The following is a 23,432-nucleotide window of genomic DNA, read 5'->3' as shown; positions in this document are numbered from 1 at the left end:
GATGACGATAGAGGTGATCGCTCAGCCGGCGGATTCCGGAGAACTGTCGGTTTTCATCGGTGAGGGGAAACCGCCGCCGACTTGCGGGAACTGATCAGCCGGCGCAGGTGGGCGTAGAAAGCGCTTGTCGCCGCGTGGGTGGCGGGTCGCGGCCAGGCCAGGACGACGGTGACCGGCGGGGCGTCGGTGAGCGGCACGTAGCGGACACCGGGATGCGGGTGGATGTGCTCGGTGGCCTCCGCGGTCACGCCGGCGGCCTCGCCGGTGGCGATCACGGTGAGCCATTCGTCGACGTTCGCCACCTCGAAGGTGCGGGGGCGCTGGTGGCCGGGCCACAGGCCGGCGGTGGTGGCCGCTGTGGAGCAGAGCACGACGGGCCGGTCGCCCAGGTCGGCGAGCCGCACGCCCGGCCGGCGCGTCAGTGGGTCGTCGGCGGGCAGCGCCGCGAGGCGCCGCTCCCGGTTGACGACCTGGATCTCGAAGCCGGCGTCGGGGTCGGGTGCGGTGCGCAGCAGGGCGGCGTCGATCTCGCCCCGGCGCAGTGCGGCCTCCAGATCGTCGCGCCGGTGCACCTGGATCGGGGTTTCGGGGTGTTCGGCCCGCCAGGTGCGCAGCATCGGGACGGTGTCCTCGCCGAACGCGCCCCACGCGAAACCGATCCGCAGCGGCCCGGCGCCGGTGGACACCTCGGCCACGGCCTCGTCGACCTGGTGCAGGATCTGCCGGGCGCGGTCATGGAGGCGCTGTCCGGCTTCGGTCAGCGAGAGCGTACGGGTGGTGCGGTGCACGAGCCGTACGCCCAGGCGCCTTTCCATCTGTTCCAGCGTGCGCGAGAGTGCGGGCTGGCTGATGTGGAGCGTGTCCGCGGCGCCGGTGATGGTGCCGGTGGTGCCGATCGCGGCGAGCGCGCGGAAGTGCCGCAGCTCCAGATTCATAACCGCGGATTATAGGTGGCGCACCGAAGGTCTTTCCCTCCTCGACGTCCCCGGACCTACCGTCTCGGTATGAGAATTCTTCTGGTGGGTGCCACCGGCACGCTCGGCGCGGCGGTGCACAAGGCGCTCGGCGCCCGCGGGCACGACCTCGTGACAGTGGCTCGCAGCGGCGGCGACCTGCGCTACGACGTCACCGACCCGGCCCAGGTGGCCGAGGTCTACGACCGGGCCGGCCGGGTGGACGCCGTGGTCAGCGCTGCCGGGGACGTCCCGTTCAAACCGTTCCGGGAGCTGACGCCGGAGGACTACCTGGCCGGGTTCCGGGGCAAGGTGCTGAGCCAGATCGATCTGGTACGGCAGGGACTGTCCCGGATCGCCGACCGGGGCTCCTTCACGTTGATCGCCGGCGTGCTGTCCCGGGAACCGATCGTGACCGGCGCCGCCGCGTCGATGGCCAACGGCGCTGTCGAGTCCTTCGTGCGGGCGGCCGCCGTCGAGATCGCCCCGTACCGGATCAACGCCGTCAGCCCGACCGTGTTCACCGAGAGCCTGGACGACTACGGCGCGTACTTCCCGGGGATGCCGCCGGTCGACCTCGCTGTCGCCGCCCAGGCCTTCGTCCGGTCCGTGGAGGGGGCGCAGACCGGGCAGGTCTACATCCCCTGACCGGTCCGGATCACGGCTCCAGGTGCAGTTCGGGGTGCCGGCCGGCGATGGAGCGCATCCGCCACTTGTCCAGGAACAGCGCCAGCAGCGCGTCGTCGCGGACCCGGGTCATCACTTCGGCGCCGGACTCGGTGCGCAGGATGTCACGTCCGGCGGCGTCGGTGCGCTGCGCTGTCTCGTACGGCAGGCGCTCGACGTGGACCTTGACCCCGAACTCCGCCTCCAGCCGGTAGGTGGCGACCTCGAACTGCATCGGCCCGACGGCGGCCAGGACGGGCGCCTGGTCACCGCGCAGGTCAGAGCGCAGGACCTGGACGACACCCTCGGCGTCGAGCTGCTCGATCCCGCGGCGGAAGCGCTTGAAGGTGGAGGTGTCGGTGGCGCGGACCACGGCGAAGTGCTCCGGCGGGAACGACGGCAGCTGCGGGTACTTGACCGAGCCGCCCGCGCGCAGGGTGTCGCCGATGCCGAGCGCGGTCGCGTTGACCAGGCCGACCACGTCGCCCGGGAAGGCCTCGTCAACGGTGTCGCGGCCCTGGCCGAACATCTGCTGGGCGTACTTCGTGGTGAACGGGCGCCCGGTGTCGGCGTGCGTGACGACCATGCCGCGCTCGAACCGGCCGGAGCAGACGCGGACGAACGCGACCTGGTCCCGGTGCGCCTTGTTCATGTTCGCCTGGATCTTGAAGACGAAGCCACTGAAATCCCCGTCGACGGGCTGATCGGTGCCGGCCACGGTGGGCCGGGCGGCGGGCGCCGGCGCGAGCTCGACCAGGATGTCGAGCAGCTGTCGTACGCCCAGGTTGGCGACCGCGGCCCCGAACAGCACGGGCGTGCTCTTCGCCGCCAGGAACGTCTCCTGGTCGTGGTCGGCCTCGGACATGGCGAGCAGCTCCAGCTCCTCGGTGGCGGTGTCCCAGTCGGCACCGTACCGCTGCTTCGCCTCCGCCTCGCCGACCACCTCCTCGATGGCCAGGCCGGCGCCGCCCGGTGAGCGCTGCATCTGGATGAACTCGCCGGTGCGGCGGTCGATGACGCCGCGGAAGTGCCCGGCGATGCCCACCGGCCAGGTCAGCGGGGTCGGCCGCAGACCGATCCGCTGCTCGATCTCGTCCATCAGCGCGAGCGCGTCGTGGCCCGGCCGGTCCCACTTGTTGATGAAGGTCATCACCGGGATGCTGCGTTGCCGGCACACCTCGAACAGCTTGAGGGTCTGCGGCTCCAGGCCCTTCGCGGCGTCCAGCAGCATGACCGCGCTGTCGACGGCGGTGAGCACCCGGTACGTGTCCTCGGAGAAGTCGGCGTGACCGGGCGTGTCGAGCAGGTTGACGACGGTGTCGCGGTAGGAGAACTGCAGTGCCGCCGAGGTCACGGAGATGCCGCGCTGGCGTTCCATCTCCATCCAGTCGGACACCACGCCCTTGCGATCACCCTTGCCGTGCACCGCGCCGGCCTGGCCGATCACGCGGGCGTGCAGGGCGAGCGCCTCGGTCATGGTGGACTTGCCGGCGTCCGGGTGCGAGATCACCGCGAACGTGCGCCGCCGCGCCGCCTCGGCCGCGATCCCGGCCGCCGACGTCAGCACGCTCTGACTCACTGTCTTGCTCCTCACCGCACCGCCCGCCCTCGCGGCGAGCCGGTACGACTCTAGCGCCAGCGCCGGATTTCACGCCGTTGGCCCAGGTAAGCCCTGCTCGGCCCGGCCGCTGAGCCGCCGCCGATCAGCGGGTGGGGAGGGCGAGCATCTCGGCGCTGCGGTCCCAGAGCTGCCGGGCCAGGCCGAGATCGCGGGACTGCGGGCTGGAGGCGGCCGGCTTGCGCCGCTCGTAGTACTCGCCGGGCTGCCACGTGGTGCCGGGCGTGCCCTCGGCCAGCCGGACCAGTTCGCGGGCGCTGCGCTCCGGACTGATCGTGATCAGGTACTTCAGCGGGGTGTGATAGGCGATCCGCATCAGGTGCGTGGTGTCACTGGCGAAGCTGCTGCGGACCACGCCGGGATGGAACGCCACGGCGTTGATGCCCTGATCGTGGTACCGGCGGTGCAACTCCCGGGTGAACAGGATGTTGGCGAGCTTGGCGTTCCCGTACGCGATCTGGGGCTGATAGTCCTTCTCGTTCTGGAGGTCGTCGATGTCGAACCGCGCGAACCGCTTGGCCGCGATGCTGGCGCTCTGGATCACCGTGGCGTTGCCGGCGGTCAGTGCCGGCAGCAGCAGGTGCGTCAGCAGGAACGGCGCCAGGTGGTTGACCTGGAAGGTCAGCTCGAACCCGTCGCGGGTCACCTGCCGGTCACCCATGATGCCGCCGGCGTTGTTGGCGAGGACATCGATGCGGGGGTACACCGTCAGCAGCTCGCGGGCCAGCTCACGCACCTGCGCCAGGTCGGCGAAATCGGCCACGAAGTGATCGGCGCCGACCTCACTGGCGACCGCGGCGGTCCGGCCCGGCGACCGCCCGATCAGCACGAGCGCGTTGCCGCCGCCGGCCAGCTGCCGGGCGGCGGCGGCGCCGATGCCGTCGCTGGCGCCGGTGATCACGATCGTCTGCTGCGGCATGGCTCTCGGTCTCCTCCGCGGAATGGTGCGAACCGGACGGCTCGCTGGGACTATGGCATGCGGCCCGGCGCCCGCACCGCCGAGCCCACCCCCGGCCGGTCAGCCGGCGGTGGGGGTGAGCCGCAGGATGTAGCGGTGCTCACCGGAGAGCACCAGGTCCCCGCGCTGGTTGTGAACGGTCGCGTGGGTGGTCACCACACCCTGGTCCGCGCCCGGCTCCAGTCCCACGACGGTGAGGCTGGGGTAGAGGGTGTCGCCCGCGTTGACCTCGTGGTGGAACTCGGCGGTCAGGCCGGCGAACGCCACGAACACGTCGCCGATGTACTGCGGGAACAGGGTCGCGCCGGGTGCGGTGAACGCGAGCACCTGCAGCCCGTGCACCACCGGCGCCGGGTGGCCGTGCGCGCGGGCGTAGACGGCGTCGTAGTGGATCGGGTGGTTGTCGGCGGACACCGTCTGGAACGCGGCGGCGTGCGCGTCGGTCACGGTGCGGCTGGGCGCGTTGAAGACCTCACCGATCCGCAGGTCCTCGAAGGTGCGGGCGGGCACGACGGTGTGGCGGCTGGCATCGAAATCGGTCATGCGCAGAAGACTGCCCGCCGGTGACCGCCCTGCCGTCCGTCAACCGACTGCCGGTCGGACCCAGGTGCCGCGACGGCCGCGGCCCGCCGGCGCGGGGTGCGCCGGCGGGCCGTCGGAAGGGGGCAGGGCTCACTGGTTGCTGGAGTTCGCCCACAGGTTGATGCCGGACTCGGTGGCGTACTTGTCGATCTCGGCGAGTTCGTCGTCGGAGAAGGACGTGTTGTCCAGCGCCGCCACGTTCGCCTCGAGCTGGGCGACGCTGCTCGCACCCAGGACCGTGGAGGTCATCCGCTTGTCGCGCAGCACCCAGGCGATCGCCATCTGCGCCAGGGTTTGGCCGCGCCGCTCGGCGACCGCGTTCAGCGCCTTGATCTTGTCCAGGTTCTCGGCGCTGAGCAGGTCGGTGCTGAGCGACTTGTCGGCCTTGGCCCGCGAGTCCTCGGGCACCCCGCCCAGGTAACGGTCGGTCAGCATGCCCTGCGCCAGCGGCGAGAACGCGATGCAGCCGGCGCCCACCTGCTCCAGCGTGTCCAGCAGGCCGTCCTCGATCCAGCGGTTCAGCATCGAGTAGGACGGCTGGTGGATGAGCAGGGGAGTGCCCAAGTCACGCAGGATCGCGGCGGCCTGGGCGGTCTTCTCCGGCGAGTAGGAGGAGATGCCGGCGTACAGTGCCTTGCCCGCCCGTACCGCCGCGTCGAGCGCACCCATCGTCTCCTCCAGCGGAGTCTCCGGGTCGACGCGGTGCGAGTAGAAGATGTCGACGTAGTCGACACCCATCCGCTTCAGCGACTGGTCCAGCGAGGCGGTCAGATACTTGCGGGAACCCCAGTCACCGTACGGGCCGGGCCACATGTCGTAGCCCGCCTTGGTGGAGATGACCAGTTCGTCGCGGTGCGCCCGGAAGTCCGTGTCCAGCACCCGGCCGAAGTTCTCCTCGGCGGAACCGTAGGGCGGGCCGTAGTTGTTGGCCAGGTCGAAGTGGGTGATACCCAGGTCGAAGGCGCGGCGCAGGATCGCCCGCTGGGTCTCCAGCGGCTTGTCGTGGCCGAAGTTGTGCCACAGGCCGAGCGAGACGGCGGGCAGCTTGAGCCCGCTCCGCCCGGTGCGGCGGTATTCCATGATGTCGTAACCGGCGGACATGTGTTTCCTTCGAAAGAGGCCGTCAGGAGAGGGCGGCGAGGTCGTCGTCGGTCAGCGTCAGCTCGTCGGCGGCAGCCGAGTCGGTGATCGTCTCGGGGCGGCTGGCGCCGGGGATCGGGATCGACACCGGCGACTTGGCGAGGTGCCAGGCCAGGCAGACGCGCTGCGGGCTCACGCCGTACTTCTCGGCGACGGTGCTGAACGCGCCACCCAGCGACGACGCCTTGCTGATGCCGCCCAGCGGCGACCACGGCAGGAAGGCGATGCCCAGTTCGGTGCAGAGGTCCAGCTCCGGCTCGGAGGAGCGGAACGCCGGCGAGAACTGGTTCTGCACCGACACCAGCCGCCCACCCAGGATCTCCTGGGCCTCGCGGATCTGCTGCGGGTTGGCGTTGGAGATGCCGGCCATCCGGATCTTCCCGGCGTCCAGCAGGTCCCGGATCGCGCCGATCGACTCCGCGTACGGCACCGAGGGGTCCGGCCGGTGGTGCTGGTAGAGCCCGATGGCGTCGACGCCGAGACGCTTCAGCGAGGCCTCACAGGCCTGCTTGAGGTACGCCGGTGAGCTGTCCAAGGTCCAGCTGCCGTCACCGGGGCGCAGGTGCCCGCCCTTGGTGGCGACGAGGACGCCGGAGGTGTCGCCGCCGTAACTGGCGAGCGCCTTGGCGATCAGCGACTCGTTGTGCCCGACCTCGTCCGCCCCGATGTGGTACGCGTCCGCGGTGTCGATCAGGGTGATGCCGGCGTCCAGGGCGGCGTGGATGGTGCGGATCGAGCGGTCCTCGTCCGGCCGGCCCTCGATCGACATCGGCATGCCGCCGAGTCCGATCGCACTGACCTGCACGTCACCGATGCGACGGCTCTGCATGAGTTCCTCCTGAAGATGTGTACGACTCCACCCTGGTATGCCCGATCGAGCGCCGTCCAACAGAAGAAAGCGCTCGGATTCAGCGATTAGACTGCTGAATCGTGGAACTGCGGCATCTCGAGTACTTCGTGGCGGTCGCCGAGGAACGGCACTTCACCCGCGCCGCGCAGCGGATGCGGGTCGCCCAGTCCGGGTTGTCCGCCTCGATCCGGTCCCTGGAACGGGAACTCGACGCCGAACTGTTCGTGCGGCACACCCGCCGGGTCGAACTCACCGACGCCGGTCAGGCCCTGCTCACCGAGGCACACCGTACCCTGGCCAGCGCCGCGGCCGCCCGCAACGCGGTCGCCGCCGTGCGCGGTCTGCTGCGGGGCAGCCTCTCCATCGGTGCCGAACAGTGCCTCGGCGTCATCGACATGGCACCGCTTGTCGCCTCGTTCCGCCGGGCGCACCCCGGGGTCGAGATCAGGCTCGGGTACGCGGGCTCCGGTCACCTGATCGACCAGGTGCGTCTCGGCCGCCTCGACGCCGGCTTCGTCGCGTTACCCGGTTCCTCCCCGGAAGGCGTACGCCTGCTGCCCCTCGCCGCCGAACGCATGATGCTGCTCTGCCACCCGGCGCACGCCCTCGCCGACACCGAATCCGTGTCGGTGGACGACCTGGCCGGTGAGGAGTTCGTCGACTTCAGCGGCGACTGGGGCGCCCGCGGCGTCAACGACCTGGCCTTCGCCCGGGCCGGCGCCGACCGGCGGGTCGCGGTCGAGGTCAACGACGTGCACACGCTGCTGGACTTCGTGCACCAGGGCCTCGGCGTGGCCCTGGTCCCGGCGCCGGTCACCCGCAAACCGCACGCCAAGGGCCTGCACGCGGCGGCGGTCGCCGGTTCGGTGCCGGAGTGGCGGGTGGCGGTGGCCCTGCCCGAGGGGAGACCACCGGGACCGGCCACGGAGGCGCTGCTACGCCTGGCCCTGCCGAAACCGTAGGCCGCGAGTTGTCCATTCGCGGGAAAAGGTGAGACCACCGGCAGCGTAGAGCCGGCAAGGTGTCGTCGCCGCGCCCGCTGACCGCGCCCTCGGTTATCGTCCGGGCGTGGACGAGGACAAGTTCTGGCAGCTCGTCGCGGAGTGCCGTCAGGCAGGCGGGACGGACACCGAGGTTGTCGCGCGCCTCCTCTTCCGCCGCCTGCGCGTACTCGACGCGACCGAGGTCGCCGGATTCCTCCGGCTCTGGGAACGGGCACGAACGCGCCTGTACGGGTGGCCGGTAGCCGACGCGGCATGCCTGCTGCTCGGCCCGGTCGAGGAGGAGGATCTCGCCCACATCCAGGACTGGATCATCTCGTACGGTCGCGCGGCGGTCGACCGGATCGCCGCCGATCCGGACGGTCTCGTGGACCTGGCCGCGGATGCGGGCAACGCCCGGGAGCAGTGGTTCGGCGAGTTCACGACGGAGGCGTACATCCTGGTGACCGGTGCCTGGCCGCCGGAGGGCGACCCCGATGGGCCGGACAATCTGACGGGTGAGCGCGTGGACCTCGGTGACCCGGCTGCGGTCGAGCGGCGATTCCCCCGGCTTGCCGCCTACCGGCGTGACCACCCCGGATTGGGTGTCCCTGGACTCCATTGAACCGCTTCCCGGCACAGTGGCCGCACAGGCGGTCTCGCTATCGTGCCGGGATGCTGCGGAGCCCGCGGATGCTCTGGTGCACGACGGCCGGCGCGGTCCTGTTTGTCGTCGTGCTGCTCGTCAACGACTCGGTGAAACCGGGCTACGAGCCGGTGCGTGACTTCGTCAGCGAGGCGGCGATCGGCCGGGGCGGATGGGTTCAGATCGCGAACTTCGTCGTTTCCGGGACGCTTGTCGCGCTCTCCTCGGTCGCGCTGTCGAACGCCGTCAACCGGTGGACCGGCCGCCTCGTCGGGTTTGTCGGTGCGAGCCTGGTGGGCGCGGGTGTCTTCGTGACCGACCCGGTGCCGCACGAGCAGGCGACGTGGACCGGCGCCGTACACAATGTGGTGTCGTTCGTGGTGTTCGGGTGTCTGTCCGCGGCCTGTTTCACCGCGGCGCGATGGCGACCGGCGCGGGCCTGGCGCGTCTACTGCCGGGTCACCGGGATCGCGGTGCCGGCGCTGTTCGTGGCGTCGGGGGCGTCCGCCGGCACGGGTGGATTGTTCCAGCGTGCCACCATCGTCGTCGGGTGGTCGTGGCTCGCGGTGCTCGGGCTGCGCGCGGTCCGGGGGCGACCGACCGCGACCGGCGCCGAGGTCCGAGAATGACACTCAGCGCCGGTGCTCTGCTTCGGTGTACGTGAGCCGGCCCGCCACGGTTCAACCGCGGTCGAGGCGACCGGCGTCCGTCCTTCGCGGGACGATATCCATGACCAGCACGCTACGTCAGTCGTCCGGCGCCGCCGCTGCGGCCGGGTCCGGGTCGCCAGGTCGCAGGGGTCACCCGATTCAATGACTCCGGCCGGGCTACCGGACGGTATCCGCGCCCACAGCCATCGATAGCCACGGATTCCCTTCCTGCTGCCACTCACTGTCCTATGTCGACTTGGTGACTGTCAGCAACTCGGCTGAATCACTCCGGCGGCTGGCGCGGGCACTTAGCGTCGCTCCTCGAACACCCGAACACCTGAGGAGTATTCATGATTCACAAGCGTCTGCTGGCCGCCGCCGTCAGCACCCTGGTCGCCGCCGCCGGCCTGGTGGCCGGTGCCACCGCGGCGCAGGCCGAGCCGGTCTGCAACGTCCCCGAGCCGCCGCCGATCTGCGACCGGGAAGAGCCTGTGGAGCAGTACCCCCCGGTCGGCAGCGCCGAATTCGTGCAGGACGCCGGTGGATTCACCACCAACCAGATCGGCGGCATGAACGTCTCCGGTCTGGTCACCGACGGCAACGGCGGTCCGGTCAAGGTCGACATCAAAATCAACGGGGTGAAGGTGGCGACCGCGGTCGCCGACCGGTACCGGCCAACCGGCAACCTGTACAGCGCCACGGTCGAACTCCCGATGGGCAACTCCACGGTCTGCGCGGTGGCCCAGAACTTCGGCGGTGGCCCCGGCGTCACGCTCGGCTGCCACGTGGTGCACGGCCCGATCGGCCGCGTCGAGTCGGTCACCTCCAACGGCCGCACCACCACGGTCACCGGCTGGGTCATCGACCCGGACACCGCCGCGCCGGTCACTCTGCGGTTCAGCAATTTCGGCAAGGGCACGTTCACCGACCACGTGGCCAACCAGCATCGGGCGGACATCGGCAGCGCCTACCCGGCGTACGGGGCGGCGCACGGCTTCTCGATCACGCACACCTGGCCGTACGGCAGCTGCCTCGACGTGCAAGCGCTCAACATCGGGCTCGGCGCCGACGTCTCGGCGTACAACAACTGCTTGCGCTGATCGATCGTTAGTCGGCCCGCCACAGGTCAACCACCGGGTCGAGGCGGCTGGCCGCAGCCCGGACAATCAGCCGGCTCGAGGCGGCTGGCCGCAGCCCGGACGACCAGCCGGGTCGGGCGGCTGGCCGCAGCCCGGACGACCATGCGCGGCCGGTGGCCGCGTGCCTCGGTCGCCGACGTCTGCTTCTCGTGGCGCGGCAGCAGTAGTCTGCTGCCGTGCCACGGGGAGCGGTCTTCTTCGACGTCGACGGGACGCTGGTCCCGCACACCAGCAGCGGGCAACACCTGGCCGATCTGCTGGGCCACGGTGAGGCCGTCCGGCGGGCCGAAGCCGGATATGCCGCGGGCACGCTGAGCAATGCTGAGGTCTCGGTCCTCGACGCTCGCGGATGGGCGTCGCGGACTCCTTCGGACGTGCGTGGCCTCCTGGAGTCGTTGCCGTTGGTCACCGGCATCGCCGAGACCGTTCACTGGTGTCGTGGGCACGGGCTGGTTCCCGTGCTGGCCACGTTGGCGTGGGAGCCCGTGGGCGCCTACCTGTGCGACCGCTTCGGTTTCGACCGATCATGCGGGCCTCGCCTGGAGGTGGTCGACGGCCGGTACACCGGGGCGGTCGCCGAGCACTTCGACGAGCTGGGGAAACGGGACTTTGCGGTGCGTGTGGCCGCCCGGCTGGGTGTGGAACTGAGTCGCTGCGCGGCCGTCGGTGACAGCCGGTCGGACCTGCCGCTGTTCGCCGAGGTCGGATTGGCCGTTGCCTTCAACGCGACACCGGCGGCTCGCGCGGTGGCCCACGCGTCGACCGGTGGATCGGATCTGAGAGCCGTGCTGCCGTTGCTCGGAGGATGGCATTCCATGTCGTCGGTGGGAATCAGCTGACCGTCGCTGCGCCCCCCTTGCTCGTGACGCGCGACAGTGCCCGGGTGAGCTCGGCGGCGGTCGGGGCGTTCTCCGGGTCGATGAGTTGCTGGGCCATCACACCGGTGAGCAGTGCCTGGTGGAAAGTGCCGATGTCGCGGATCACGGCGGGGTCGGTCTCGTCCGGGCCGGCGAGGAGCCGCCCGATGCCGTCACGGGCCTCCTGCAGCCCGACGGCCAGGTATTCGCGCACCTTCGGCTGATGGTCGATCTGTCCGAGCACGTCGAACGTCGCGCTCCACAGCTGCCGGTGATCCTCGAACGATCCGATGATCTGACTCCAGGCCGCCTCGAAGCGCTCCAGCGGTGTGGCGTCGGGCGGTAACTCAAGACCCGCGAGCGCCGCACCGAGGGCTCGTCCCCACTCGGCGGACGCGTCCGCCAGCGCCTGGTCGAGCAGTGCTTCCTTGGATCCGAAGTGATAGCCGACCGCAGCCATGCTGACGCCGCCGGCCGCCTTGGTGATGTCCCGCAGCGTGGTGCGTGCATAGCCCTTCTCATACAGACAGTGTCTGGCCGCCGCCATCAGAGCTTCTCGGTTTCCCACGCCGGTCAGCTTACCCGAAGTTTGGGCGATCGCCTAAGGCAGACTATTGCGCAAACGCCTAAGGCGCTTTTACAGTGTGTCTCATCACCAGCGAAGGAGAGCCTGATGAATCGACGCCTCCCACCCGCCCTGGTCGCCCTCGGGCTCATCGGTGCACTCGGCGCCGGTGCGTGCGCCGCTCGCGCCGATGCCGCGAGCGGCCGGGCGGCACCCGACAGGATCCTCATAAGAACCGACGCCGGGCCGGTCAGCGGCGCGGCCACTGACGGGACCCGGACCTTCACCGGCATTCCGTATGCGGCACCGCCGATCGGTGACCTGCGATGGCGGCCACCGCGTCCGGCCACGCCCTGGACGAGCCCGCTCGATGCCACCCGGCCCGCCCCGCTCTGCGCTCAGCAGGGCGATCACCTCGGCACGAGCAGCCTGGCCGAGGACTGTCTGTACCTGAACGTCACCACGCCGCACACGGCGTCGCCGCACGGCCCGCGGCCGGTGATCGTGTGGCTGCACGGTGGCAGTTTCAAGGACGGGGGAGGGCACCTCTACCCGGCACGACGGCTGGCCGCGCAGGGCGACGTGGTGGTCGTGACCGTCAACTACCGGCTGGGCGCTCTGGGCTTCCTGGCCCATCCACTGCTGGACGACGCCGACCGCGGTGGGGCGTCGGGCAACTTCGGCCTCGCCGATCAGCAGGCAGCCCTGCGCTGGGTGCAGCGCAACGCGACGGCGTTCGGCGGAGACCCGGGCAACGTCACTCTTGCCGGGGAGTCCGCAGGCGGGACAAGCGTCTGCGCCCACCTGGCCACTCCGGCCTCGGCCGGGTTGTTCCACCGGGCGATCATCCAGAGTGCGCCGTGTGTCAGCGCCGCCTCGGCGGGCGCCGGTTCGGGCAACGAGCCCCGATCCCGGCACCGGGCCGAAGAGCAGGGCCAGCAGTTCGTCGCCGCGCTGGACCTCGGTGGTGACGTGACCGGCGCCCGGCTGCGCGACCCGGAGCTCGTCTCCCCGGCGAAACTGCTCGCCGCCGCCGCCACGGCGGGCTCGGCGTTCGGCCCGGTGGTCGGCGGCGACCTGCTTCCGGTGGAGCCCGCCCGGGCCATCGCGTCGGGACGGATCAACCGGGTGCCCGTGCTGCACGGCATAAACCGCGACGAGCAGCGCCTGCAGGTCTGGGGCTACGAGACCGCGAAATACGGGGGACCGGTCCCGGCCGAGCAGTACCCGGCAGAGGTCCGGCAGGTGTTCGGCGCTGATACCGCGCGGGTCCTGCGGCACTATCCGCTGCACCGCCACGACTCCGCCAGTCACGCCTTGGCCGCGCTGCTGACCGACGCCCAGCACGCAGCCTCCACCGTGGAGACCTCGCGCCAGCTCAGCCGCCGGGTGCCTACCTTCACCTACGAGTTCGCCGACGACGACGCACCCTGGTTCAGCGACTTCGCCAAGCCCTACCCGATGGGGGCCTACCACGCCGCTGAGCTGCCGTACCTGTTCGACGTCCGTAACACCGAGCCACTCACTGCGGCTCAGCAGCAGCTCGCCCGCCGCATGGTCGGCTATTGGGCCGCCTTCGCTCGCACAGGGGTGCCGGCCGCGCCCGGTTCACCGCCATGGCGGGGCACCACTCCGGGCCGGCTCTCCATCCAGGCGCTCGACGTTGGCGGCAGCGGAATCGGTCCGACGGATTTCACTGCCCGGCATCGATATGGGTTCTGGTCGACGGTGGGGAAACTGCGCTGACCGCGACTGGCGCCGAGGTCCAAGAATGACATCCGGCACCGGCACCGGCACCGGCACCGGCACCGGCACCGGCACCGGCACTGGTGCTGGTGCTGGTGCTTTGGCTCAAGAGCGGGGACGAGAAGTGAGGGGCGGAGAGTGATCGAACGGCAGAGCGAGGGCAGGTCTGTGCGTGCGGTGGTGTTCGACGTCGGGGGAGTGCTGGCGCTGGTGGAGCCGATGGACTTCGACCGGCGCTGGGAGCAGCGGCTCGGGCTGCCCACCGGCACGATCGAGGCGACGATGGCCGACGTGTGGGCGGCCGGGGGGATCGGCGGCGTCACCGAGGCCGCCGTGCACGAGGCGATGTGTCAACGGCTGGGATGGGACGCGGGCCAGGTCGAGGCCGTGATGAGCGACATGTGGCAGCAATACTTGGGGGTCGCCAACACCGGGCTCATGGAGTACGCGCGAACGCTGCGGCCCGCGCACCGCACCGGGATCCTGAGCAACAGCTTCGTCGGGGCCCGGGAGCGGGAGGAGCAGCGGTACGCCTTCAGCGGTCTCGTCGACGACATCATCTACTCCCACGAGGCCGGTCTCAGCAAGCCCGACCCGGCGCTGTGGCAGCTGACATGCCGGCGCATGAACGCCGAACCTGACGAGATCGTGTTCGTCGACAACGTGCCGGCTCTGGTCGACGGTGCCCGTGCGTTCGGCATGCGTGCCGTCCTGTTCGGCGACACCGCCCAGGCCATCGCCGACATCGACGCCCACCTGCGCTGAGATGGCGCACCCCAGGAGTTCTGCGATCCCGCGACAGGGCTAGCTCTGCTCGGCGCGGATGCCGTCGAGCAGGACCCGCAGGTATCGATCGATCCGCTTGGTCGGCTCGTCACCGATGCGCAGGGCGAACGCGGTGCCGCACACCAGGTGGTGCAGGTCGTCGTCGGTGAGGCCGGGACGCAGGGCACCGGACTGCCGCGCACGCTCCAGTACTGCGTGAGCTGCCACCCCGAATTCCTGCCGATGACCGGTTGTCCGGGTGGAAGCGTCCTGGTCCGGACCGCTGGAGACCACTTCGGCGAACGCGGGATCGGTCAGCTGCCCCAGAAGCAGAGCGCGCAGCAAGACCTCGACTCCGGTCCAGGCGTCGTTGTGCCGGCTCGCGTTGCCGGCCTCCTCGATCAGCGTGGTGAAGGTGGTGTCAGCGAGCGCCTCGACCAGAGCCCGGCGGGTCGGGAAGTGGCGATAGACCGTTCCGACGCCCATCCCCGCCTGGCGGGCGATGTCGTTGAGCTGCAGAGACATGTCGCCCTCGGCCATCGCCGAGCGAGCCGTCGCCAGCAGTTGGTCACGGTTGCGGGCGGCGTCGGCGCGAAGCGGCGGAGTCACCTCGTCACTCTACCTAACCGGATTGACAATCCGCTTTCGCTACCCTTCAATCGGATAAGTAATCCGCTTAGTGCTGGGAGAGCTCATGCATCACGCCGCAGAATGGACCCTGACCGACCTCAACGATCAGACCGGGCGCACCTTCGTCGTCACCGGCGCCAGCAGCGGCCTCGGCGTGGCGATCACCCGCCATCTCGCCGCACACGGCGGCCGCGTGATCATGGCGGTTCGCGACATCGCGAAGGGCGGTCTCGTTCGTGATCAAGTGATGGCCGAGCACCCGGCGGCCGAGCTCCAGGTCCGTCGCCTGGACCTGCTCGACCTCGGCGCCGTGCAGTCGTTCGCCGAGGGTCTGCACGCAGACGCCGTCACCGTCGACGCGCTGATCAACAACGGCGGCATCGGCAACGTGCCGCGCCGGCTCAGCCCGCAAGGCGTCGAAAGTCAGCTGGCCACCAATCATCTCGGCCACTTCGCCCTGACCGCCCTGCTGCTGGAGCAGCTGAGCGCGGGACGCAATCCGGTCGTGGTGACAGTCGGGTCCGGCCTCTACCGCATCGGCCGCCTCGACCCCGACGATCTCGCCGCCGAACGCGGCTACTCACCCGGCCGCGCCTACGCACGGTCCAAACTCGCCAACATCCTGTTCGCCCTGGAACTCGACCGCCGGCTGCGCAACGCCGGATCGCCGGTGCGCAGTCTGCTCGCTCATCCCGGCATGACCAAGACCCACCTCGACCGCGAGGCGCCGCCGCTGGACCGTGTCGTCGGCACCCTGCTGGGGCTCGCCCTGCGCCGGCCCATCGACGAAGCCGTGACCCCGATCCTTTACGCCGCCACCGAGCCCGCCGCCCCCACCGGCCGCCACATCGGGCCGGGCCGGCCCTTCGGTCCCGCCCGGCCCACCTTCGACAAGCTCTCCGGCCCGGCCACCGATCTCGGTCTCGCCCGGCAACTGTGGTCACGGTCCGAGGCGATCACCGGCCTCGCCGTGCCCACGACGGCGCACCGGCGATGACACCGACGACCCGCGCGGCCCGGTGGGGCGGCGGCGCTCACGCGGGATCGGCGAGCGCCGCCGTCGCGCTCTCGCGGGGGAAGGTCAGCCGGGGATGGCGGCCGGGGTGGGTGCGGTGCGGGCCGATGAACTCGTGGTAGTGGTCGCGCATGATGAGCAGGTCGAGCTCGTCCATCTCCGTACGCGGATTGCGCCCGTACTGGCCGTACCGCAACCCATGGCGGGCCGCAGTGACACGGGGCACGAGCCGCCGCCGTCCTCTTGCGACCATGTCGCGATGACGAATCCCTGGCTCGCCGACCCGATGCCGCAGGACCGGCTGCCGCGCGAGCGGCTGGCTGAGCGCATCCTCAACCTGCTGTCCACGCAGAACATGTGCGTGCTGGCCACCGCCGGACCGGACGGGCCGCTGGCGACCCCGGTGCGCTACTACGCCCTCGGGTTCGCGGTGATGTTCACGGCCGCGCCGCGGTCACCGAAGATGCGCAACATCGCCGCCGATCCACGGGTTTCGGTGGGTGTCTTCGCCCCGTTGACCGGGCTGGCCAGCAGCCGGGGTGCCCAGCTGTTCGGCGAGGCCCGGGTGCTGCCGCCGGAGCATCCGGAGCGGGAACGGTACTGGCCCGCGTTCCGCTGGGAGAACGAGCACGCCGAACGGGGCCGGCCGCTCGCCGAACCACCCCGCGACACCCTGGTCGTCGTCGAGGCGGACCGGATCGTCTACACCGAGCACTGGCTGCGGCGCGAAGGGTACGCCGCCCGCCAGTTCTGGAAGCGGTCACCGCGGTAGGTCGTCTCCCGTACTAGTTCGTGTTACGTTCTAGGTATGGACGGTGAGCGATGGCCCAGTGACTGGATCCGGGCCGCGCTGCCCCTGGTCGTCCTCTCCGTCCTGCGGCGCGGGCCCGCCCATGGATACGTGCTGCTCCAGAGCCTGCAAGCACTCGGGCTGGGTTCGTTGCGGGGCAGCACCCTCTACCCCCTGCTGGCCCGGCAGGAGGAGCTCGGGCGCGTCGAGCACCGGTGGGAACCGGACAGCGGCGGTCCACCGCGCAAGGTCTTCTCCATCACCGAGGCCGGCCGGCGCGATCTGGCCGCCCTGAGCCAGGACTGGTCGGCACTGCACGAGGTCGTCATGACCGCCGTGGCCGGGGTGGCCGCGCACGGCGCGAAAGGAGAGCGATGAGGTATTACCGCCGGCTCGCCTACCACCTGCGGGGGCGCGGCCTGTCCGAGACCCGGATCGTGCGGATCCTGAGCGAGGTCCGGGACCTCTCGGCCGCGTCGGCGCGGGCGCCGCTCGACGAGTTCGGTCCCACCGAGTCCTACGCCGCGACGTTCGGCCGGGGCGGGGTGCGCTGGCCGCTGAGCCGCTGGGCGATCTGGGGCGTACGCCTGGCCGCTGGTGGCTTCGTGATCCTCAACATCGAGCTGCGCCGGCACGGTGGGCAGACGCTGCTGCCGTGGTGGGTGGTGCTCGGGGTGTGGGTGGCGGTGCTGGCGGCGGGGGAGCTCGGCCGGTACGCGCTCGACCACCGCCTGCCCCGCGACTTCACCAGGGCCGCCGTCCCCGCACCGTCCGACCCGTCACCTGCGCCGGTTGCCGCGACGCCGGAGAAGGAGCTCGGCGGTTACTACCGGTCGCTGGCCTTCCACCTGCGGCTGCGGCACCTGCCCGAGCCGGAGGTGACCCGGATCCTGGCCGACGTGCACGACCTGGCGCGGGCGAGCGGATCGGCGCCGGCGGCCGAGTTCGGACCGGCACCGGAGTACGCGGAGACGTTCGACAGCCGCGAACAGCGTTACCGGCTCAGCCACGTCGTCTTTCTCGGTTGCTTCCTCGCCGGTGTGCTGCTCGTAGTGGGAAACATGGCCGGCGAACTGCGCGGGGGCGACCGGCTCCTGCCGCCGGGACCCACGCTGCTGACGCTCGCGGCGCTGTTCGCCGGGGGAGCGACATTCGCCGTGCTCTTCGAGCATCGCCTGCCGCGGGCCTTCCGCCGGAGTCATTCCGCGCGCCCGACGGCTTGACGGGCGGGGCGCGTGCTGGAACCGCCGGCGATGACGACCCGTCATCGAGTCGTGGCGGGGACGGGTCGCACCGGCATCGGCGGCAGCGGGATCCAGGTGGCGGGGACGTCGCGCATGAGGAGCGCGCAGTCGGGGACGGCGGATCCGGGCGGGAACCGGACCGGGTCGTCGAAGAAGGTGGACCGCACCGAGACCAGTGTCATGGGTGTGACCTGCCAGTGGCCGGTGTGCAGCCGCACGCCGTCGAGGCGGGCCGGGTCGGGAGTGGTGGAGAAGCCGGTGGCGCCGTGCCGGAAGAACGCCGACGCTTGGTCGATGCCGGGGAACAGGTGACTGCCGGACAGGGTGGTGGCGGTGCGGGCGTGTACGTCGACGCGTACCCCGTCGTCCGGGTCGCCGACCGCGACCCGCAGCCCGTCCGCGTCGTCCCGCACCCGGAAGTCGCTGCGGTGGTGCCATCCGGGGAAGAGCCGGCCGCCGGCCCACGCGTTGAGCCGGGAGCCGGTGTCGCGGCGCGGGATGTAGACGCCCGTCGCGACGCCGTCCGGGGTGTCCCATTCGACCGCGATGCGGTGCGCGGCGTTCTCGCTGCTCGGCCCGACCCAGCCGGCAGCAGCGCCGCCGCGGGCTCCCGGCCGGGCGGGACGGACGCCGCGCAAGCGGATCAGGCAGATGCCGGACACCGCCCACCCGTCGACGACTTGCGGGCGCAGCGGCGCCGGTACCAGCCGGGCAGTGATCTCCGGATCGGTCCGGTAGTTCACGAGGAGGCGGCGTTCGACGACGCTCGCCAGCCGGGGAGACCCCATGGGAACGCCTTCCGTCCGTGAATTGAGCGGTCGCTCAAAATCAGCGTACGACGTCTTGATCGACCGCTCAAGCCCGGACTGCCCGGCTCGTGTCGGCGGGCGCCGCGGACCGGGCTCGGTTAAGGTCGCGGCAGAGCCACGCTGCCGACGACGAGGACTGCGATGACCCGGAACGACGACGAGGTCGCCCTGGACGCGGCGCTGGATCCGCTGGTCCTCGCACTGGACATCGGCTCCACCGCCACCCGCGGCGGCGTGCACGACGCCTCCGGCCGGCGGGTGCGCGGCCTCGCCCACAAGGTGCCGCACGCGTTCCTGGTCGCACCCGACGGCACCTCGGTCATCGACCCCGACCAGGTCACCGCGGAGGTCGAGCAGGTCCTCGACGCGGTGACCGCGGACCCGCGCCTGGGCACCCGCATCGCCGGTGTCGCGATGGACACCTTCGCCGCCTCGCTGATCGCCGTCGACGCGGCCGGGCGCGCGCTCACCCCGTGCCTGACGTACGCCGACTCGCGCAGCTCCGGCGTGGTCACGGCCCTGCGCGACGAACTCGACGAGGCCGCGGTCCAGCAGCGCACCGGAACCCGGCTGCACACCAGCTACCACGCGCCGCGCCTGCGCTGGCTCGCGGCCACGGCTCCGCGCGTCGTCGCGGGGGCGGCCCACTGGTGGTCGCTGGGAGAGTACGTGCTGGCCAAGCTGATCGGCCGCCCGCTCGCCGGCACGTCCACGGTCGCCTGGACCGGCCTGCTGGACCGGCGCACCGGCGAACTCGACACCGAACTGCTCGCCGCCGCCGGCGTCGGCCCCGACCAGTTCACCCCGCCACGGGACATGACCGCTCCGGAACCCGCGGCGACCCCGGCGCGCCGGCCGGCGCTCACCCGGGCCGTGTGGTTCCCGGTGATCACCGACGGCTTCGCCAGCAACATCGGCTCCGGGGCGGCCGACGCCACCGTGCTCACCGCCGCGACAGCCACCAGTGGTGCGCTGCGGGTGCTGCTCGACGGCCCCGCCGATCCGCTGCCGTTCGGCCTGTGGAACTACCGGGTCGACGCCGGGCGAACCCTGCTCGGCGGGGCGATCAACGACGTCGGCCGTGCCGTCAGCTGGGCGCAGAGCACGTTGCGGCTGAGCCCGGCCCTCGCGGCCGCGCTGACCGCGCCGCCCAGCGACGGCACCCCGCTCGTGCTGCCGTACCTCACCGGGGAACGGGCGCCGGGCTGGGTGGGCGGGGCCCGCGCCGTACTCGGTGGGGTCTCCGCGGCCACCGACGCCGACACCCTGTTCCGCGGCATCATCGAGGGCGTGGCGATGACCTACGCCCGCGTCGCCGACGAACTGCACCCGGCGGCCCCGCAGATCCTGGAGGTCGCGGCCGCGGGCCGGGTCAGCAACGACCAGCCCGAGTGGTTGCAGGTGCTGGCCGACGTCCTCGGGCGGCCCGTCACCCACGTGACCCGGCGCCGCGCCACGCAGCGGGGCACGGCCCTGCTCGCCCTGGACGTGCTGGCACCGGACGTGCCGCGCGCACCCCGGGCGGTCGGGGCCGTCTTCGAGCCGCGGCCCGCGTACGTCGAGCACTACGCGGCGCGGCGCGAGCAGTTCGCGAAGGTGTACGACGCGCTGGTGCGCGGCTGACACCGCGGCGTCCCGGCTGTCCCTCATCCGCGCGGTGATCGAAGAGCGGGAGACGTTTCTGACCGGCGTCAGGGAGAGCCTGCTGCCAGTTCCGTCAGGCGGCGGTCGAGGAAGCGGCGTTCGGGGCCGTCGTCGGTGAGTTGCCGCGCGCGGTGGTAGGCGTCGCGGGCCTCTGCGGTGCGGCCGAGCCGGCGCAGCAGCTCGGCCCGGGTGGCGTGCAGGTAGCGGAAGTCGTCCAGGCCGAGCCCGTCGACGATACGCAGGCCGGCCTCCGGTCCGTCGGTCTCGGCGACGGCGATGGCGCGGTTCAGTTCGACGACCGGCGAGGCGGTCAGTCGGGCGAGTTCGCCGTACAGGGCCGCGATCTGCGCCCAGTCGCACGGCGTCGCGGCGTGCAGCGAGGCGATCGCGGCCTGCAGGACGTAGGGCCCGCGACCCCCGAGAGCGATCGCCCGGTCGAGTTCGGTGCGCCCCCGAGCGATCTGCGCGGTGTTCCAGCGGGACCGATCCTGATCACCGAGCAGGACCAGTTCGCCGTTCCGGAACCGGGTCTCGCTGCGGGAGTCGTGCAACAGCATCAGAGCCAGCAGGCCGCGGACCTCGGGTTCGCCGGGCAGCAGCTCGGCCAGCGCGCCGCCCAGCCGGATCGCCTCGGCTGCCAGTTCGGCGCGGCCACCGTACCCCTCGTTGAAGATCAGGTAGACGACGGTGAGCACGGCGTCGAGACGGTCGGGAAGCAGGTGCTCCGGCGGCACGCGGAACGGGATCCCGGCCGCTTTGATCTTGCGTTTGGCCCGCACCAGGCGCTGCGCCATGGTGGGTTCGGGCACCAGGAAGGCACGCGCGATCTCGTCGGTGGTCAACCCACCGAGAGTACGCAGAGTGAGCGCGACCTGGGACTCCACGGCGAGCGCCGGGTGGCAGCAGGTGAAGATCAGCTCCAGCCGCTCGTCGGGGAACCCGGTCCCCGCCGGTACCTCGGCGTCCTGGGTGGCCGCGAGCAGGGCGGTCTTGGCCGCGAGGGCCCGTTCGCGGCGGATCCGGTCGGTGGCGCGGTTGCGTGCCGTCGTGACGAGCCAGGCGCGCGGATGTGCCGGTACGCCATGTCGCCCCCAATGGTCGGCGGCAACGGCGAACGCCTCCTGCGCCGATCAGAATCGCCAGGACGCGGCCCCACTCGTTGCGGAAGACCTCGTCCAGCATCGCTACCAGTACACCTCGGAGGGCCGGATCTCGACGGCACCGCCGTACCGTGCTGCCGGGACGCGCGCGGCCACCTCGATGGCCGCGTCCAGGTCGTCGGCCTCGAGGACGAAGGCACCGCCGACAGCTTCCTTCATCCCGGCGAACGGGCCGTCCGTCGTCAATGTCCGGCCGCCCTCGACGCGTACCGTTGTCGCGTTCTCCGCCAGACCCATCGGTGGCATCGGAGTGACGCCCGGAGTCCGATTGACCGCCTGGTAATCGGCGTAGATCTGTTTCTGCTCGTCGGCGGGGAGTTGGGCCTGCCGTTCGAGTGCCGCGCCTTGGTAGATGAGCATGATGTACTTCATCGCCACTCCCTGATGCGTCAGGTGATCCGTCGCAGTGGGACGAACGGCGAACCGGAAAATCGACAACCGGCCCGGAAAAGATGTCGCGAACATCAGCATGGCACCTTGGTGAGGGCGACGTGGTCCCCGCGAACCTCGCCGACCATGGCGAAAGCCGACCCGTCGACGTCACGGCAGAAGGGGAGATCCTGGGACAGGTCGACGCGTTCGGACGGGGCAGTCGCGCGAAGCCGCGAGCCAGCTCGGCGGCCCCGATTGCGATGCCGGCGACCAGTTCGGCCGGGTCCGGCGCTGACCCGTCGAGCAGGCCGCCGAGGTGTTTCGCGCAGGCCAGGTCCTCGGTGGTGTGCCCGGTGCGGAGCAGGGTCCACGGGACGCCGGGGTGGTGACGGCTGATCCAGCGGGCCGTGGCGCCGACGTTGCGTGCGGACACCGCGAGCAACGCCACCGGGTCGGGACATCGGGCGAGCCCGAGCGTGCCGTTCGAGGTCGCCAGGATCAGTTCGCGGCCGTCGAGCGGGGCCGCCGACAGGTCGGCCGGCGAGTTCCCGAAGTCGAAATCCGCAGGTTTGATCCCACCGGATTCCCCCACGAGAAGCCGGTCCGGGTGCCGTCGCCGCAGGTCGCGGCCGACGTCGAGCGACGGCGCGCAGTCCAGCCGTGCCGCCCCGCGCTCGAAGGCGACCGCGGCCGTGGTGAAGGCCCGGACGACATCGATGACGACAACGACCCGGCCCGGCGGGATCGCGGCGTCCATCCCGACGATCGACACTGTCGCTCCCGTTCCGTGCCCGCTCAGTCCAGGCAGAACTCGTTGCCCTCGACGTCCTGCATGTTGAGGCAGGACTCGTTCTCCTCGTCGGCGAGCAGCAGCTTCCCGCGTGTCGCGCCGAGGGCGACCAGCCGGGCGCATTCGGCTTCGAGGGCGGCCAGCCGCTCCGCACCGACCAGTCCCCGGCCGATCCGCACGTCCAGGTGGAGGCGGTTCTTGGCGACCTTTCCTTCGGGTACGCGCTGGAAGTACAGCCGCGGGCCGACCCCGTTCGGATCGGAACAGGCGAACCAGGAGTCCCGCTTCTCCTCCGGCTGGGCGTTGTCGTACTCGTCCCACGTGGCGTAACCCTCCGGGACGGGCGGTGGCACATAACCCAGCACCGCACACCAGAAACGGGCGACGCGTCCCGGCTGGGCGCAATCGAAGGTGACCTGAAACTCTTTGACCGACGCCATCGCTCCACCTTAGACGCGCCTCGGTGGCGGCCCGCGCAGCGACGCACGTGCACGGCGAATGTCGTACCCCTCGCCTAGCCTCATCGACAACGGTCGCTGACGGCTCATCGACACGGTGATGGGGGAGATCATGACGGGGTGGGACGGTCGCCGCCGGCCTGAGCAGCACCCAGATCCTCGGCCGCCGCCGTGCTCCGACGGGGCCCTCGACATCGACGCCACCCGGGGCCGCCTGCTGACGGCCCGTGAACACATCGACGCCCAGATCCGCGAACTCACCGAAACCAGGGACGCTCTCGACGGCCTCATCACGGAGGCCGAGCGGTGGCAGCCCACCCCGGCCTCGCCGTCCTCGCCGCACGTGCGTTGATCTCCTCGGCCGGGCATAGCCGGCGCTCGCGGCGCCGGTGGCGCCGATCAGTC

26 protein-coding genes and 2 pseudogenes are annotated in these 23,432 nt (G+C 71.1%); 14 read left to right on the top strand and 14 right to left on the bottom strand.

The features are described 5' to 3' along the window. Nucleotides 1–53: 53 nt before the first annotated feature. Nucleotides 54–935 carry a LysR family transcriptional regulator gene (locus LPA41_RS30555; protein ID WP_229074492.1) on the bottom strand — a complete coding sequence of 294 codons (882 nt, stop codon included), beginning with the start codon at nt 933–935 and terminating at the stop codon, nt 54–56. A gap of 69 nt (nt 936–1,004) precedes the next feature. On the opposite strand from LPA41_RS30555, the gene LPA41_RS30550 reads away from it, so the two are divergent. After that, a complete protein-coding gene (locus tag LPA41_RS30550; RefSeq protein ID WP_229074491.1) occupies nt 1,005–1,601 on the top strand; it encodes a short chain dehydrogenase in 597 nt (198 codons plus the stop codon). Between the two features lie 10 nt (nt 1,602–1,611). On the opposite strand, the gene LPA41_RS30545 is transcribed toward LPA41_RS30550, so the two are convergent. From LPA41_RS30545 to LPA41_RS30525, 5 genes are all read right to left on the bottom strand, one after another. Next, nucleotides 1,612–3,198, bottom strand: a complete 1,587-nt coding sequence (locus LPA41_RS30545) for a peptide chain release factor 3 (protein WP_229074490.1) — start codon at nt 3,196–3,198, stop codon at nt 1,612–1,614. 124 nt (nt 3,199–3,322) lie between these two features. Beyond that, nucleotides 3,323–4,156 (bottom strand): SDR family NAD(P)-dependent oxidoreductase, encoded by an 834-nt coding sequence (locus tag LPA41_RS30540; protein WP_229074489.1) that lies wholly within the window; start codon nt 4,154–4,156, stop codon nt 3,323–3,325. A 99-nt stretch (nt 4,157–4,255) separates the two neighbouring features. Then, on the bottom strand, nt 4,256–4,738 hold the full coding sequence (locus LPA41_RS30535; RefSeq protein ID WP_229074488.1) for a MaoC family dehydratase: 483 nt from the start codon (nt 4,736–4,738) through the stop codon (nt 4,256–4,258). A gap of 129 nt (nt 4,739–4,867) precedes the next feature. Then, nucleotides 4,868–5,878 carry an L-glyceraldehyde 3-phosphate reductase gene (gene mgrA / locus LPA41_RS30530; RefSeq protein WP_229074487.1) on the bottom strand — a complete coding sequence of 337 codons (1,011 nt, stop codon included), beginning with the start codon at nt 5,876–5,878 and terminating at the stop codon, nt 4,868–4,870. A 22-nt stretch (nt 5,879–5,900) separates the two neighbouring features. Further along, a complete protein-coding gene (locus LPA41_RS30525; protein WP_229074486.1) occupies nt 5,901–6,746 on the bottom strand; it encodes an aldo/keto reductase in 846 nt (281 codons plus the stop codon). Nucleotides 6,747–6,847: 101 nt separating this feature from the next. Here LPA41_RS30525 and LPA41_RS42185 point away from each other — a divergent pair, with 101 nt between their 5' ends. The 5 genes from LPA41_RS42185 (at nt 6,848) to LPA41_RS30495 (ending at nt 11,021) form a co-directional block, all read left to right on the top strand. Beyond that, nucleotides 6,848–7,729 (top strand): LysR family transcriptional regulator, encoded by an 882-nt coding sequence (locus LPA41_RS42185; protein WP_308036641.1) that lies wholly within the window; start codon nt 6,848–6,850, stop codon nt 7,727–7,729. Nucleotides 7,730–7,835: 106 nt separating this feature from the next. Then, complete coding sequence (locus tag LPA41_RS30510; protein WP_229074485.1) at nt 7,836–8,372, top strand: DUF4240 domain-containing protein; 537 nt, start codon at nt 7,836–7,838, stop codon at nt 8,370–8,372. Between the two features lie 50 nt (nt 8,373–8,422). Beyond that, the gene (locus tag LPA41_RS30505; protein ID WP_229074484.1) at nt 8,423–9,022 is read left to right on the top strand and encodes a DUF998 domain-containing protein; all 600 of its coding nucleotides are present in this window, start codon (nt 8,423–8,425) and stop codon (nt 9,020–9,022) included. A gap of 371 nt (nt 9,023–9,393) precedes the next feature. Next, complete coding sequence (locus tag LPA41_RS30500) at nt 9,394–10,143, top strand: hypothetical protein (protein WP_229074483.1); 750 nt, start codon at nt 9,394–9,396, stop codon at nt 10,141–10,143. A 215-nt stretch (nt 10,144–10,358) separates the two neighbouring features. Then, a complete protein-coding gene (locus LPA41_RS30495) occupies nt 10,359–11,021 on the top strand; it encodes an HAD family phosphatase (RefSeq protein WP_229074482.1) in 663 nt (220 codons plus the stop codon). Here the strand turns inward: LPA41_RS30495 and LPA41_RS42180 are convergent. After that, entirely contained in the window at nt 11,014–11,586 is a 573-nt protein-coding gene (locus tag LPA41_RS42180) for a TetR/AcrR family transcriptional regulator (RefSeq protein ID WP_255690642.1), read from the bottom strand. The genes LPA41_RS30495 and LPA41_RS42180 overlap by 8 nt on opposite strands. Before the next feature lie 126 nt (nt 11,587–11,712). Between LPA41_RS42180 and LPA41_RS30485 the strand changes: the two genes are divergently transcribed. Together LPA41_RS30485 and LPA41_RS42780 are read left to right on the top strand one after the other, a co-directional pair. Further along, a complete protein-coding gene (locus LPA41_RS30485) occupies nt 11,713–13,350 on the top strand; it encodes a carboxylesterase/lipase family protein (protein ID WP_229074481.1) in 1,638 nt (545 codons plus the stop codon). A 138-nt stretch (nt 13,351–13,488) separates the two neighbouring features. Next, nucleotides 13,489–14,115: an HAD family phosphatase gene (locus LPA41_RS42780; protein WP_229074480.1), complete on the top strand. Its 627-nt coding sequence runs from the start codon at nt 13,489–13,491 to the stop codon at nt 14,113–14,115. Nucleotides 14,116–14,154: 39 nt separating this feature from the next. Here the strand turns inward: LPA41_RS42780 and LPA41_RS30475 are convergent, their stop codons facing one another. After that, complete coding sequence (locus LPA41_RS30475; RefSeq protein ID WP_229074479.1) at nt 14,155–14,724, bottom strand: TetR/AcrR family transcriptional regulator; 570 nt, start codon at nt 14,722–14,724, stop codon at nt 14,155–14,157. An 85-nt stretch (nt 14,725–14,809) separates the two neighbouring features. Between LPA41_RS30475 and LPA41_RS30470 the strand changes: the two genes are divergently transcribed. Continuing rightward, nucleotides 14,810–15,742: an SDR family NAD(P)-dependent oxidoreductase gene (locus LPA41_RS30470; protein ID WP_229074478.1), complete on the top strand. Its 933-nt coding sequence runs from the start codon at nt 14,810–14,812 to the stop codon at nt 15,740–15,742. A 37-nt stretch (nt 15,743–15,779) separates the two neighbouring features. Here LPA41_RS30470 and LPA41_RS30465 read toward each other — a convergent pair whose 3' ends face one another. Further along, nucleotides 15,780–15,986 (bottom strand): hypothetical protein, encoded by a 207-nt coding sequence (locus tag LPA41_RS30465; RefSeq protein ID WP_229074477.1) that lies wholly within the window; start codon nt 15,984–15,986, stop codon nt 15,780–15,782. Between the two features lie 33 nt (nt 15,987–16,019). Between LPA41_RS30465 and LPA41_RS30460 the strand changes: the two genes are divergently transcribed. From LPA41_RS30460 to LPA41_RS30450, 3 genes are read left to right on the top strand one after another with little or no spacing between them, the layout of a single operon-like run. Beyond that, on the top strand, nt 16,020–16,532 hold the full coding sequence (locus LPA41_RS30460) for a pyridoxamine 5'-phosphate oxidase family protein (RefSeq protein ID WP_229074476.1): 513 nt from the start codon (nt 16,020–16,022) through the stop codon (nt 16,530–16,532). Between the two features lie 36 nt (nt 16,533–16,568). After that, nucleotides 16,569–16,928 carry a PadR family transcriptional regulator gene (locus LPA41_RS30455; protein ID WP_229074475.1) on the top strand — a complete coding sequence of 120 codons (360 nt, stop codon included), beginning with the start codon at nt 16,569–16,571 and terminating at the stop codon, nt 16,926–16,928. After that, a complete protein-coding gene (locus tag LPA41_RS30450) occupies nt 16,925–17,773 on the top strand; it encodes a hypothetical protein (protein ID WP_229074474.1) in 849 nt (282 codons plus the stop codon). The genes LPA41_RS30455 and LPA41_RS30450 overlap by 4 nt, the downstream gene beginning before the upstream one ends. Before the next feature lie 41 nt (nt 17,774–17,814). Here the strand turns inward: LPA41_RS30450 and LPA41_RS30445 are convergent, their stop codons facing one another. Continuing rightward, on the bottom strand, nt 17,815–18,582 hold the full coding sequence (locus LPA41_RS30445) for a DUF2071 domain-containing protein (RefSeq protein ID WP_229074473.1): 768 nt from the start codon (nt 18,580–18,582) through the stop codon (nt 17,815–17,817). 162 nt (nt 18,583–18,744) lie between these two features. On the opposite strand from LPA41_RS30445, the gene LPA41_RS30440 reads away from it, so the two are divergent. After that, nucleotides 18,745–20,226 (top strand): gluconokinase, encoded by a 1,482-nt coding sequence (locus LPA41_RS30440; protein WP_229074472.1) that lies wholly within the window; start codon nt 18,745–18,747, stop codon nt 20,224–20,226. 68 nt (nt 20,227–20,294) lie between these two features. Here the strand turns inward: LPA41_RS30440 and LPA41_RS30435 are convergent. The 4 genes and pseudogenes from LPA41_RS30435 to LPA41_RS30425 form a co-directional block, all read right to left on the bottom strand. Further along, nucleotides 20,295–21,429, bottom strand: a pseudogene (locus LPA41_RS30435) (RNA polymerase sigma factor). 2 nt (nt 21,430–21,431) lie between these two features. After that, entirely contained in the window at nt 21,432–21,779 is a 348-nt protein-coding gene (locus LPA41_RS30430) for a YciI family protein (protein WP_229074471.1), read from the bottom strand. A gap of 307 nt (nt 21,780–22,086) precedes the next feature. Beyond that, nucleotides 22,087–22,536: pseudogene (locus LPA41_RS43355) on the bottom strand (2-phosphosulfolactate phosphatase); the annotation flags it as partial. 38 nt (nt 22,537–22,574) lie between these two features. Continuing rightward, nucleotides 22,575–23,009: a VOC family protein gene (locus LPA41_RS30425; RefSeq protein WP_229074470.1), complete on the bottom strand. Its 435-nt coding sequence runs from the start codon at nt 23,007–23,009 to the stop codon at nt 22,575–22,577. A gap of 130 nt (nt 23,010–23,139) precedes the next feature. Here LPA41_RS30425 and LPA41_RS30420 point away from each other — a divergent pair, with 130 nt between their 5' ends. Then, entirely contained in the window at nt 23,140–23,379 is a 240-nt protein-coding gene (locus tag LPA41_RS30420; RefSeq protein WP_229074469.1) for a hypothetical protein, read from the top strand. Nucleotides 23,380–23,432: the final 53 nt, after the last annotated feature.

It is taken from the genome of Actinoplanes sp. DH11, from assembly GCF_020873875.1.
In the GTDB taxonomy this organism is placed as follows: domain Bacteria; phylum Actinomycetota; class Actinomycetes; order Mycobacteriales; family Micromonosporaceae; genus Actinoplanes.
Note: the sequence above shows the minus strand (reverse complement) of the source record. Positions and strands in the feature narration are given on the sequence as shown.